11 protein-coding genes are annotated in these 12,046 nt (G+C 63.7%); 4 read left to right on the top strand and 7 right to left on the bottom strand.

Features of this window, described 5'->3' with window-relative positions; translation table 11 throughout:
- Positions 1-17 precede the first annotated feature (17 nt).
- The 7 genes from LK12_RS09600 to LK12_RS09570 form a co-directional block, all read right to left on the bottom strand.
- Positions 18-1,298 (bottom strand): XrtA/PEP-CTERM system-associated ATPase, encoded by a 1,281-nt coding sequence (locus LK12_RS09600; RefSeq protein ID WP_039282727.1) that lies wholly within the window; start codon positions 1,296-1,298, stop codon positions 18-20.
- A gap of 19 nt (positions 1,299-1,317) precedes the next feature.
- A complete protein-coding gene (locus LK12_RS09595; protein WP_231568308.1) occupies positions 1,318-3,060 on the bottom strand; it encodes a preprotein translocase subunit YajC in 1,743 nt (580 codons plus the stop codon).
- Positions 3,061-3,065: 5 nt separating this feature from the next.
- Complete coding sequence (locus LK12_RS09590; protein WP_039282721.1) at positions 3,066-4,109, bottom strand: P-loop NTPase family protein; 1,044 nt, start codon at positions 4,107-4,109, stop codon at positions 3,066-3,068.
- 11 nt (positions 4,110-4,120) lie between these two features.
- Complete coding sequence (locus LK12_RS09585) at positions 4,121-5,641, bottom strand: XrtA system polysaccharide chain length determinant (RefSeq protein WP_039282717.1); 1,521 nt, start codon at positions 5,639-5,641, stop codon at positions 4,121-4,123.
- A 16-nt stretch (positions 5,642-5,657) separates the two neighbouring features.
- Entirely contained in the window at positions 5,658-6,302 is a 645-nt protein-coding gene (locus LK12_RS09580) for an XrtA/PEP-CTERM system exopolysaccharide export protein (protein WP_039282713.1), read from the bottom strand.
- Positions 6,303-6,476: 174 nt separating this feature from the next.
- On the bottom strand, positions 6,477-7,703 hold the full coding sequence (locus tag LK12_RS09575; protein ID WP_039282710.1) for a pyridoxal-dependent decarboxylase, exosortase A system-associated: 1,227 nt from the start codon (positions 7,701-7,703) through the stop codon (positions 6,477-6,479).
- Positions 7,700-9,226: an acyl-CoA ligase (AMP-forming), exosortase A system-associated gene (locus LK12_RS09570; RefSeq protein WP_039282706.1), complete on the bottom strand. Its 1,527-nt coding sequence runs from the start codon at positions 9,224-9,226 to the stop codon at positions 7,700-7,702. The genes LK12_RS09575 and LK12_RS09570 overlap by 4 nt, the downstream gene beginning before the upstream one ends.
- A gap of 37 nt (positions 9,227-9,263) precedes the next feature.
- Between LK12_RS09570 and LK12_RS09565 the strand changes: the two genes are divergently transcribed.
- From LK12_RS09565 to LK12_RS09550, 4 genes are read left to right on the top strand one after another with little or no spacing between them, the layout of a single operon-like run.
- A complete protein-coding gene (locus LK12_RS09565) occupies positions 9,264-10,274 on the top strand; it encodes a GNAT family N-acetyltransferase (RefSeq protein ID WP_039282703.1) in 1,011 nt (336 codons plus the stop codon).
- Between the two features lie 37 nt (positions 10,275-10,311).
- Positions 10,312-10,575, top strand: a complete 264-nt coding sequence (locus LK12_RS09560; RefSeq protein ID WP_039282701.1) for an acyl carrier protein — start codon at positions 10,312-10,314, stop codon at positions 10,573-10,575.
- A 19-nt stretch (positions 10,576-10,594) separates the two neighbouring features.
- Entirely contained in the window at positions 10,595-11,269 is a 675-nt protein-coding gene (locus tag LK12_RS09555) for an alpha/beta hydrolase family protein (RefSeq protein WP_039282697.1), read from the top strand.
- Positions 11,266-12,042 (top strand): hydrolase 1, exosortase A system-associated, encoded by a 777-nt coding sequence (locus LK12_RS09550; RefSeq protein WP_039282694.1) that lies wholly within the window; start codon positions 11,266-11,268, stop codon positions 12,040-12,042. Before LK12_RS09555 ends, LK12_RS09550 begins: the two co-directional genes overlap by 4 nt.
- Positions 12,043-12,046: the final 4 nt, after the last annotated feature.

Below are 12,046 nucleotides of genomic sequence, written 5' to 3'. Positions count from 1 at the left end.
TCCCGTGACAAAACGGATCACGCGGCGGCGCGCTGGCCCTCTCCGCTTTCGATCCATTCAATCAGCATGGTCAGCGTGTGCCGTAGCGTACGCTCCTGTTCACCCAGACGGGCTTCGAGTTTGGCGGCATGATCGCTTACCTCCGATAGTTGGGCCTGCAGGTCTGCAATCTGTTCCGCTTCACCGTTTTGCGCAGCGGCATCTCTTGCATCGACGGCGGCGGCGAGTTCGATAACCGCATCCTGCAATTCCGCGATCCTGCTGTCGCGATCCGAAAGCGCAGATTCGATCAATGCAGTGGCGGCAGCCGAATCGAGCGCATCGGGATTGGCAGGCTGTGCAACCTGCGCTTGCGGCTGCTCTGCAAAAGCAGCCGTCGGAGCATCGACTGAGACGCTCGTGCCAGACGCGCTGCCATCGCCATCAGACGGCGCCTCATTCACGCCTTGCGCAGCCTCCGGCTTCCTGGTTACGAGTGCCAGCGAGCCATCGTCGTTCATTTCGTCCAGGACCTGATGAACCATCGCCCCGTCGATACGGGTCCGTTCATCGACGGCGCCAAGCAACAGCAGCCGATTTACAATCTGGTTGATCCGGCGCGGAATGCCGCCCGTTGCCTCGTAGATTTCGGCGAAAACGCGCTGGTCGAAGCTGGGGTTGCCGCTCCAACCCACACAGCTCATGCGATGTTCGATGTAGCTCTGCACTTCCTTGGGCTGCATCGCCCCCAGATGGTGCGCGGCGATCACGCGCTGGCGAAGCTGCTCGAGCTGTCGGCTTTCCATCAGCACATCGCGAAATTCCGGTTGGCCGAGCAGCAGGGTCTGCAGAAGCGGATGCGAACCGAGTTGAAAATTTGAGAGCATGCGCAATTCTTCAAGCGCACCGATCGAAAGGTTCTGGGCCTCGTCGACAATCAACAGGCAGCGGCGACCGGCCCGCGCTTCCTCGTGCAAGTAGGCCTCGATGGCCCCGAGTGCGGAAGCCTTGTCGTGCCCCGCGACCTGCAAGCCGAAGGCCTGGGCGACAACGTGAACGATCTCCTCGCCGTCGAGCGCACTGGTCACAACGGTGGCGGCCGACATGCGCGACGGGTCGATAGTGGCCATGAGATAGGCAACCAGCGTCGATTTGCCCGATCCCACCTCGCCGGTGATCACCACGAAGCCCTCACCCTGCGCAAGGCCATAGCCAAGGTAGGACAGCGCCTTTCGATGCGTTGCGCTCTCGAAATAGAATGCCGGGTCCGGCGTAAGCTGAAAGGGCCTTGCCTGGAGCCCGTAGAAATCGTCGAACATTGTATGTCCTCCCAAGGACTCAGAAGTTATAACGAAGACCGGCGAGGGCCGACGCGGTCCAGATGTCGTTGATGTCAGGGGTGTCACGGCTTGCGCCGTCGATCGCGACGGCCACGTTGGCGCGCAAACGTCGGGTCAGAAGGCGATAATAGCTGGCGGAGGCACCGTATCCGGCAACGTCCCCGAACAGCGGGTCGTTTGACGAAAGCCAGTTTGCATAGACGTTCGTTGCCCAACCGGCGTTGCGGCCAAGCGGACCGCTCACGTAAGCCGCCAGCCAATAATTCTCATCGACCACGCCATTGGCGGACGCCAGCACGGTGCCTTCCGCGGCAATGAACTTGCGACGATCGTAGCCAAGGCCGACGCCCGCATTCAGCCGCGCCAGCTTCATCGAGTAACTGGCTGCCACGCCCCTGGCGCGGAAAGTCGATGACCGCAGCGACCCGAGGGCACCGGACAGGCAGTTGTTTCCCTCAAGCGTCGCGACACACCCGGTCAGGTCGCCCGTCACCGGGTCACGCACCGCTTCGAAATCGTCAGGCAGTTCGTCAAGCAGGCGATTGATCTGGCCGCCATAGCCAGCGATGTTGTTGTAGACGGCGATGCTCAGTTGCTTGCGGTCATCGGGCGCGTAAGACAGCGTGCCGCCGAAACTCGTCGCGCCATAGCGGCGACCGACATGGGCAGAAAGCGAGGTCCTACGGCTGGGACGCCACATCACGGCAACATCCCAGGTCAGCCCGCTAACGTCATAGGCCAGAGTCCGCGGCGCGCTCTTGTCGGTCTTGTATCGACCGTCCGAACCGATCACCGGATTGCCATCCGCATCGCGCACTGCATCGCGGCTGGAAACCTCGACATCCTCGTAACCGATCGCGCCGACGGCCTGCACCGTGCGGCTGACCGGAACGGTGATCATCGCTCTTGCCTGCATGTCGCGCACGCGCTGGTCCAGGTTGGATATGTCCTCCTGGTAGAAGCTGCCGGCAACACCGACGCCCACCGGGAGCGTGGCGCCGGGCGCGACACCGGCCTCCACGTCCGCAACCTGCGTCACGCTCTTGTCGAACACATCGACGGCCGCCACTCCGGGGGCCGCGACGTAGGCGTTCGAGCGATCGACCTTGGTGTACCCTGCACGATAGTTCGCCGTGACACTCACGTCGCCCGCACGCGTGGCGACGGATGGTCCGCCATAGACCGAATAGATCTTGGTCTTGCTCCTGTCCGAAACCTCTCCGTTACTGAATGCGGATGCGCCGTCTTCCACCGAAGCCTGCGTTGCTAGGCCGCCCGCCTCCAGCGTGACACCGGGAACGATGGTGGTGTAGCCACGGGCAATGCCGCTAATCGCGTCGCCGTCGGCGGCCCTTTTGCCCCACCCGAACTGGCGTTCGTAACGGACCGAGACTGAGGCGGCATTTTTGCGTCCGGCAATACCGGCATCGATGCCCACCGCTGCCTGCGTGTACGTCAGGACGTCGTCACCCGGCGAAAGCTGGGCATCGACGATTTGATCGACCTCGATGTAGGGCTGAATCGCCAGTCGCTTGCTGCCCTTGGCCCCGCCCCTGGCCGCCTTGGACGACTTGTGTGGAGCCGCTTCTGACTTGCCCTCTTCGCCTCCGCCGAAGCCTTCATATCCGAGGGATTGAGCGTGAACGCTCGCAGGCACGCCCGCGACGGCGAGCGCGATAAGCGCCAGCGTGGAGGCTGCGGCAAGCCTGCCCGAGGCCCAGCGATGCCATGGCATTCGCATACCGTTCACCCCCTGTAACCATAGTAGCTGCCAAAGCGGCGGCCGGTGGGGCTGAACTGCGCACCATTGAGAAGCAGTTGGACGTTCGGACAAGCATTGAGCAGAGAAATCGCGTCTTCGAGCGATCCCTGCCCTGTATTGTCGGCCCGGACGATCACGATCGTCTGCCCCACGTATTTTGCCAGTTCGGCTGCAGGCGATGCCGCGAGGGCGGGGGGCGAGTCGAAAATCACGATGCGATGCGGGGCGCCTTCAGTGAGCCGTTCCAGCACCCGCGCCGTGCGCGAACTGGCGAGATACTCGCTGTCATGGTTGCTGGTATCGCCTGCCGGAAGCACCCAGAGCCCGGGAATGTCGGTTCCCAGCACGCAGTCGGCGACGTCGATGCTCTCGTCCATCAAGGCATCCATCAGGCCGGGCCCGCCGGGCATGCCCAGCGCCGAGAGAATTGACGGCTTGGCGAAATCGGCATCGACGAGCAGGACTTCGCTTTCTTTTTCCGCAGCGATCGAAAGGGCGAGGTTGAGAGCGCAATAGGTCTTGCCTTCGCCGGGGTGCGGGGAACTGATGAGCACCCGCTGTGCCATCGCCCCGGCCTTCTGGCGGCGCAGGTCAGCTGCCTGGACGAGGATCTGGCGCTTCACGATGCGAAATTCTTCGAGCAGCCCGGTGACGGCCCCTTCCGGCACGATCAGCCCTTGTTCGCGCAAGTGCTCGCGATCGACAGGATGGCGGCTGCCACGGAAGGCCACGGGTGTCGGCGCGGATGCCGGTGCAGCCGCCGCCTCGACTTTCGCCGATACCTGCTCTTCGCGAGCCACTGCAGCCTCGGGAACGGTGCCGAAAGGACCATTCGGCACCGGCTGCGGTGCAGGTGCAGGCACATCGCGAGCCGGCGGCGCCTTGGCTCGCGCATCTGGCGGCACCGCCAGCGGCTTCTTGATCGCGCTCCTGAAATCGAATCGGCCTGCGGCACGTTCGAGAAGCGATTCGCCGCGATCGTCCGATTCGAAATTCTCGGGCATCGGGATCTTGCTCTGGTCAGTCATGTCCGCTTCCCTCACGCCACCATGCCGCGCTGGACGAATTCGACGGTCAGCAGCACGACGAACAGGCCGCCCAGCGCTGCACTGGCGCCGTAGAAATACTTCAGCCGCTTACGGCGCAGCGCACGCGCGGTATCGGTGAGGTTCTGTGAAATGGCGCCGAGCACCGGGAGACCCGTCGCCCGCTCCAGGCCTGCGGTCGTGGAGAACACCGAACGTACGCGGCTAAGGGCAAAGGCGCCCGCGCATCCACCGCAAATGCCGACGACAAGCACACCGAAGAGCAGGAGCGGCCGGTTCGGCGCGACGGGCGAGCGCGGCGTCGTCGGCGGGTCGACGACTTCGAACTTCACCGCCTCGCGCTCGGTCTTGACCTCGCCGCGCAGCTTGAGTTCCTCACGGTCCTGCAGGAGCTTGTCATACTGCTTGCGCAGTACGTCGTAGTCACGGTTGATCCGCTGTGCCTGCGCGGACAGTTCCGGGTCCTGGATCGCCGAAGCCATGAGCGACGACACGTCCGACTGGAGAGCCGCCCGGCGAGACTGAAGCGCCTGCACATTGGCTGCCCGCTCGGCACGAATGGACTGAAGTGAACTGTAGGCCGGATTGACCGTACCGCCGCCGTTGGCGGCCTCCTGCGCCGCGGGTCCCTTGAGGGCTGCGATCTGGTTGCGGGCGGCAATGACGTCGGGATGGCTGTCGGTGAGTCCCCGGGCCTTCATCGAAGCGAGATCGGCCTGGGCCTTCGCAAGCGAAGCCTGAGCACCGCTGCCGCTGGGCCCGGCGATGGTCCGAGGGGTGCCCGCGATCTGTCCGTCGATGGCGGCAAGCGCGCTTTGCGCGGCGGCAAGGTCCGCCTCGACATCACGCAGTGCCGCACGCGACGTTTCCAGCCGCTGGATCACCGCCGTACCGCCCTGCGCGAGTTCGGGGTGCGCGGCCTCGAATGCCGTTCGCTTCTGCTCCGCCACTTCAAGCTGCTTCTCGCGCTGCTTGAGCTGCTGGTTCACGAATTCCAGCGTTTCGACCATTTCGCCGCGGTCGCCGGACAGATTTTCCTCGCGAAAGATGTCGATCAGCTTTTGCGCCACGTCCTGCGCCAGCTTGGCATTCTCGGCATCCGAAAAGGAGGAATAGTTCGCAGTCGCCGTGATCTCGAACAGGTTGTCCTGCTGGCTGACGACTTTCACATTGTTGGCCAACGTGAGGACTGCCGATTCCATCTGCTTGGGCGATTCGATGGTGTCGCCAAGCCGCGTGGCGCGAACCACCTTCTCGAGATTCACCGCGCTAGTCAGGGTCTGACGGATGCGTTCGATGTCGCGCTTCTTGTCGGCCACGCCGATGCCGACCTGTTCGGCCAGCGCATCGTCGAGCTGGATGAAAATGCGCGCCTGCGATTCGTAGCTGTTGGGGATCAGTGCCACCACCAGCCAGCCGAGCAGGCAAATGGCCCAGGCAAGCCCCAACGCGATCCAGCGCCGGGTCCAGACGCTGTGGACTGCCGAAAGCAACTCTTCGTAGAGGTTGTTCATCGTGTACGCCCGCCCCTCAGAACATGCTTTCGGGGATGATGATCACGTCGCCGGGCTGCAGCATGACGTTGGCCTTGCTATCGCCCTTCTTGAGAAGATCGCCCAACCGCAGCTTGTATTCCTTCTGCTTGCCGCTGGTCTTGTCGAAGCGGATCAGGCGCGCCTTGTTGCCGGCCGCGTATTCGGACAGCCCGCCGACGGCGATCATCGCATCGAGCACCGTCATGTTCGCGCGATACGGGATCGAGGCAGGCTTTTCCGTGGCGCCGACAACGCGAATCTGCTGGCTGAAGGTGCCGGAGAAGTCGTTGACGATCACCGAGACCAACGGATCCTCGATGTACTGCGAGAGCTGAAGGCGAAGGTCTTCGGCCAACATCGAGGGCGTCTTGCCCACGGCTGGCATGTCAGTGATCAACGGGGTGGTGATCCGTCCGTCGGGGCGGACCTGGACTTTCGCTCCCAGCTCCGGGTTGCGCCAGACGAAAATCGTCAGCGTGTCGAGCGGTCCGATGACGTATTCCTCGCCCGGGCCTTCCTGCATCGCCACGAAAGAAGCCGGCGGCAGTTCAGGGCCCGAGGCCGATCCCATGCACCCCGTCAGGGCGACGCTGGCGAGCGCGGTGGCGGCCATATGTCGGGCAATGCGGTAACGCGGCATGGACACATCCTTGTTTGCGCCAACCGCCTCCTTTCCCGCAGGCACGAAGGGACGACTGGCAAAATCCAGCGTCCGTAATCCGAAAAAAGGGTGAACATTGCGTTAGCCTTGACTGCCGATTTGCAGTCTGGTCCCAATTCGGGACGCGCAAACGCCTAAATCCTTACGGCTTTTTCAGACGAGCATCTCTGCTGCCGGCCCCTGCCCGAGGAACGAGGCCGGGCTCGCGCTAGCCCCATAGGCTCCCGCGCAGAAGACAGCGACCAGGTCACCGACATCGGCCCGCGGAAACCCTCCCTTGTCCGCCAGTTTGTCGAGCGGCGTGCACAGGCAGCCGACGATCGAGGCCTCCTCTTCCACCGGCGTATCGAACCGCGTGGCGATCGCCGAGGGATAATTGCGGCGAACCACTGTCCCGAAGTTGCCCGACGCGGCCAGCTGGTGATGCAACCCGCCGTCGGTAATGAGGAAAACCTCGCCGTGGCTTTCCTTGCGGTCGACAACGCGGGCCAAATAGACGCCCGCTTCACCGACCAGATAGCGCCCCAGTTCGATGCAGAACGCCGTATCGGCGAGCACATCGGGCAGGTCTGCGAAACGCGCGGCCAGCTTGTCGCCCACCAGCTTGAGGTCCACCGGGGTATCGCCCGGGAAATAGGGTATGCCCAAGCCGCCGCCGAGATTGCATTGCGGCAGCGGCGCATCGCTTTCCTGCGCCAGTCTCGCCGCAAGAGCCAGTGACTGTGCCTGGGTATCGGCAATCGCTTCGGCATCGAGTGCCTGACTGCCGGCAAAAATATGAAAGCCACGCCATTCCGCGCCGCTTTGGCGAATCGTGCGAACCAATGCAGGTACTCTTTCCACATCGACGCCGAACGGCTTCGCGCCGCCCCCCATCTTCATGCCCGAGCCCTTGAGATCGAAATCGGGATTGACGCGAACGGCAAGTCGGGGCGTGGCGCCCAGCTTTTCGGCAATGGCGATTGCTCGCGCCGCTTCCCCTTCGGATTCCAGGTTGAGCGTAATTCCCGCGCTTATGGCCGCTTCCAGCTCGACGTCCCGTTTGCCCGGTCCGGCGAAGCTGACGGCATCGAGCGGCACGCCGGCGCCGCGCACGATCTCGAGTTCACCGCCCGAAGCGATATCGAACCCTTCGACGAGCTCCGTCATCAGCGAGAGCAACGGCGGAAAGGGATTGGCCTTTACTGCATAATGCAGCGACAACCGCTTGGGCATGGCGGCCCTCAGCTCAGCGACACGCTGGCGGACATGATTGGCACTATAGACGAAAAACGGGGTCTTACCGGCTTGCTCGGCCCAATGGGTGACGGGCTGACCGCCAATCGCCAGAACACCGTCGACGGCCGCGTAGCCGGCTGGGATCGGACCGAGCGGCTTCATGCCGCGATCTCCGCCTGGAGCCTGGCCCGGTCGATCTTTCCGTTAGGACCGACAGGCATCGATTCCCGCCAGTGAATGACTTTTGGCTGCATAAAATTCGGTAGTTCCTGCATGAGTTTACGCGGCAAATCTTCTTTCACGTCTGAACATTCCGAAGCTGCACGGACGACAAGGTGAACCGCCTGTCCAAGCCGCTCGTCCGCCACACCCAGAGCAACCGCTTCGGCCACCAGGCCAGTCGCAAGCGCCGCGTCCTCGATCTCCTGCGGACTGATGCGGTTTCCTGCGCTCTTGATCATCGCATCGCGCCGACCGACGAAATAGAGCAATCCCTCGGCATCGCGTTTCACACGGTCGCCGGACCATACGGCGGTGCCGCCATATTTCGAAGCCTTTGGGGCCGGCTTATAACGCTCGGCGGTGCGTTCGGGATCGTGCCAGTACCCCTGCGCGACAAGGGGCCCGCAATGCACCAGTTCGCCTTCCTCCCCAACATCAGCAATTTCACCCAAGTCATTGATTACCAAAACCTCCGCATGAGGTATGGCCGTCCCCATGGAGGTGGGATGGGTATCGATGAGAGCGGGATCGAGATAGGTCGAGCGGAAAGCCTCGGTCAGCCCATACATCGCGAAAAGCCGGGCCTGTGGGAACAGGATGCGCATGCGCCGCACGAGATCGACAGTGAGTGCGCCGCCGCTATTGGTCAGTCGGCGCAAACGCGCTGCCGTCTCTGCCGGCCAATCGAGTTCGCAAACCTGAACCCACAACGGTGGCACGGCAGCAAGCGTCGTAATCGCATGACGCTCCACCGCCTTCATGACGTCACGCGGCATCAGGTAATCCAGCGGAACCACGCACCCCCCGGCGTACCATGAGGAAAGCAATTGATTCTGGCCGTAGTCGAACGAAAGCGGAAGAACCGCCAGCGTCCGGTCATCGCCAGCAAGATCGAGGTAGTCCGCAACGCTCTCTGCGCCGAGCCACATGTTGGCGTGGCTGAGCATCACACCTTTCGGCCGCCCGGTGGAGCCACTGGTGTAGAGGATCGCGGCAAGATCGTCCGGATCGGCCGTCGAAGGCGAAAGGTCTTCGCCGAGTGCCTGTGCATCGGCCAAGGCCTGGGTTTCTTCGACGATCCTGCATTGCGCCGGAACGTCGCCATCCTGAAGCGTCTTGAGCCTGGCCGATGTAGCGATCAGCATCCCCGCGCCGCTATCCGCCAGAATATGTGCCACTTGCGCGTGTTTTAGCAGCGGATTTATCGGCACATGGACCAGCCCGGCCCGCGCCGCTGCGAGCGGCATGAGACAGGTTAGTTCGCCCTTTGCCGCCCAGCTTGCAACGCGCTCGCCCTTCTCTGGCACTTCACGCGCCAGCCACGCCGCGAGACGAGAGACACGCGATCTTAATTCTCGATGGTTAAGCACACCCTCGCGCAGCACCAAGGCGTCGGCTTCGTCCTCCCCGCGCAGGGCGAGATGGTCGAGCGGCAGGACTGGATTTTCGGGGCTGCCGCGCATGGTGAGAAAATGGCTCCGTGGAGGATTTCAAGGTAACGTGGTAAAGATCGAATATCACTCCGATCTTAAGGAAGTGCAATCGGATGGCCAGCTTAACCAGCTGCTCTCCGATGCCTGCCAGCACGCCCCGTTCGACCGGCTCGCCTGGTGGCAGCTGCTGGAACAGCATTGCGGCCTGTCCCCGATGCTGGCGGTTGCCCGCGATGAGGACAAGGCCGCCGTGCTCGCTCTGGCGGGATCGGACGGTCATCTCACTGCGCTGGCCAACTGGTACACGTTTCGTTTCCGCCCCATCGTGACGGACGATCAGGGCCCGCTTGCAGACCTTGCTCGAGAACTCGTTGGTCGGGCACACCGTATCACAGTCTCGGGTCTTCCCGATGAGGATGGTAGCGCCAGCCTGCTCGAGACAGCCTTCAAATCGGCCGGATGGCTCGTGGAGCGGGAAGTCCGCGATACGAACCACATCCTACCGGTAAATGGCTGCGACTATGACGCCTATATTGCAGGCAGACCGGGCAAGCTGCGCACCACGCTCAAGCGCAAGTCCAACAAGGTCGATACACAGATCCTCACGCATTTCGATGCGGATGCATGGGCTGCCTACGAGGATATCTACGCCGAAAGCTGGAAGCCCGAGGAAGGATCCCCGGATTTCCTGCGCGCCTTTGCGCAGCAGGAGGGCGACGCGGGACGCCTGCGGCTGGCCATTGCCCGGCCCGCCGGTGGCGGCGAAGCGATCGCGGCGCAAATGTGGACTGTGGAAGGCGGCACCGCCTTCATTCACAAGCTCGCCCACCGCGAGGCCGCCAAGCCGCTGTCTCCCGGATCGGTGCTCACGGCCGCGTTGTTCCGCCACGTGATCGATACCGACAAGGTCGATCTCGTCGACTTCGGCACAGGCGACGATCCCTACAAACGCGACTGGATGGAGGACGTCCGCCCCCGATACCGGCTCGACATGTTCCGCCCGATGGCGCTGCGCAACTGGCCCGAGCTTGGCAAGATCGGCCTGCGACGCCTTGCCGCCAAGGCCAAGCGCGGCTAGAGGCCCGCCGTTAATCATGCGAGTAGACCGAGGGGCCATGTCCAACGATACCGACCAGTTGCTGCGCCGCGTACTTACCGATGTGCTGGGGCTCAAGCCGGGTCAGGCTGACGGTTTCAATGCCGACACCGGCCTGTTCGGCCACCTGCCCGAGCTGGACTCGATGGCCGTGGCCGGTCTGCTGACCGAACTGGAAGACCGCCTCGACATCGTTATCGAAGACGACGAGATCGACGGCGAGATGCTCGAAACCTATGGCGGCCTGCTCGCCTTTGCAGAGGCCAAGCGCGCGGAGGCATGAGCATGCGGCGGCCCTTGCGATGAGGCCGACGAGCTGGCCCTGCCCGCTGCCCGATGGCGGCACCAGCCGGGAATACGCCCTCGCCTTCGACCGCCAGCGCCGCCACCGCCTGCTGATCCTCCCTGCCCTGTTCGACGAAGGCAATCGCCTGCGCCGCTTTACAGTGGAGGTGATGCGCCGGCTCGATGCAGCCGGGATCGACAGCTTTCTGCCCGATCTGCCTGGCTGCAACGAAAGCCTGCAGCCGCTGCAGGCACAGACCATTCCCGGCTGGCTTGCGGCCACAATCGCAGCCGGCCGCCATTTCGGCGCGACGCATGTGCTGGGCGTAAGGGGCGGTTGCCTCTTCACTCCGGCAGAGCTTCCGGCCTTGCACTATGCGCCGGTCAAGGCGGCCTCGATACTGCGCCAGATGCTACGCGCGCGCGTTCTGTCCTCGCGCGAAGCCGGACGCGAGGAAACCCGCGAAGTGCTCGCCGAGCAGGCCCAGGCTTCGGGAATAAACCTCGCCGGCTATGAACTTGGCCGAGATTTCTACAGCCACTTCGAGCCCCTGGTTCCCGAAAGCGGCGCAATCCTCATCGAGCAAGGCAAGGTCGGCGGCAGCGGCTTGTGGCTGCGTGCCGAACCCGACGAGGATGCTGCACAAACCGATGCCCTGGCTACCATCCTGACGGTGGAAATAGCGGGATGACTCGGCGCCACTTCACCTTTCCCTGCGAGGGTGCCCAGCTCGTCGCAACGCTGAACGAGGCAGCAGGCACCACCGGTGTGCTGCTCGTAACCGGCGGCAATGAAGTCCGGGCCGGCGCATGGAATGGACAGGCCCTCTTCGCCGACCGCATCGCACGCGCGGGTTTCCCGGTGCTGCGCTTCGACCGCCGCGGCGTGGGCGACAGCGAGGGGAGCAACGGTGGCTTCCGCTCCAGCGCCCCCGATCTGGCCGCCGCCCTCGCCGCTTTCAGGGAGCAGTGCCCCCACCTCACCCGCGTGGTCGGATTCGGCAATTGCGATGCCGCCAGTGCCCTGATGCTGGCCGATGACGCCGGATGCGATGCGCTGATCCTTTCGAACCCCTGGACCATCGAGGTCGACGCGGAAGAAGCTCCGGCCGAAGTCGTGCGCGATCACTATCGGCGCCGCTTGACCGATCCGGCCGCGATCAAGCGGCTGCTGACCGGGAAAGTCCCGATCGGCAGCCTGATCCGCAGCCTGCTCTCCGCCGTACGCCCCGCCCCCAAGGCGCCCGAAGGCCTTGCTGCCGAATTGGCGGCAGGGTTGGCGCTGTTTGCCGGCGAGGTCCGCTTCCTGATCGCAGGCCGCGACCGCACCGGCCTCGCCTTCCTCTCGAACTGGGACAAGGCCGATCCGCGCATCCGCACTCTTGCGGAAGCCACGCACAGCTACGTCGAGCCAGCCGCGCAGGACTGGCTCGTCGAGCAGGTGCTGGAAGTTCTGCGGGGCTGAGCCC

It is taken from the genome of Novosphingobium malaysiense (assembly GCF_000802225.1).
GTDB lineage: Bacteria > Pseudomonadota > Alphaproteobacteria > Sphingomonadales > Sphingomonadaceae > Novosphingobium > Novosphingobium malaysiense.
This window is presented reverse-complemented; position numbering and strand designations above follow the sequence as displayed.

Bases quoted from the DNA above. Each gene is read 5' to 3' on its own strand.
- LK12_RS09595 (WP_231568308.1), bottom strand. From the start codon at position 3,060: ATGCGAATGCCATGGCATCGCTGGGCCTCGGGCAGGCTTGCCGCAGCC.
- LK12_RS09585 (WP_039282717.1), bottom strand. From the start codon at position 5,641: ATGAACAACCTCTACGAAGAGTTGCTTTCGGCAGTCCACAGCGTCTGG.
- LK12_RS09575 (WP_039282710.1), bottom strand. From the start codon at position 7,703: ATGAAGCCGCTCGGTCCGATCCCAGCCGGCTACGCGGCCGTCGACGGT.
- LK12_RS09570 (WP_039282706.1), bottom strand. From the start codon at position 9,226: ATGCGCGGCAGCCCCGAAAATCCAGTCCTGCCGCTCGACCATCTCGCC.
- LK12_RS09580 (WP_039282713.1), bottom strand. From the start codon at position 6,302: ATGCCGCGTTACCGCATTGCCCGACATATGGCCGCCACCGCGCTCGCC.
- LK12_RS09555 (WP_039282697.1), top strand. From the start codon at position 10,595: ATGAGGCCGACGAGCTGGCCCTGCCCGCTGCCCGATGGCGGCACCAGC.
- LK12_RS09560 (WP_039282701.1), top strand. From the start codon at position 10,312: ATGTCCAACGATACCGACCAGTTGCTGCGCCGCGTACTTACCGATGTG.
- LK12_RS09590 (WP_039282721.1), bottom strand. From the start codon at position 4,109: ATGACTGACCAGAGCAAGATCCCGATGCCCGAGAATTTCGAATCGGAC.
- LK12_RS09600 (WP_039282727.1), bottom strand. From the start codon at position 1,298: ATGTTCGACGATTTCTACGGGCTCCAGGCAAGGCCCTTTCAGCTTACG.
- LK12_RS09550 (WP_039282694.1), top strand. From the start codon at position 11,266: ATGACTCGGCGCCACTTCACCTTTCCCTGCGAGGGTGCCCAGCTCGTC.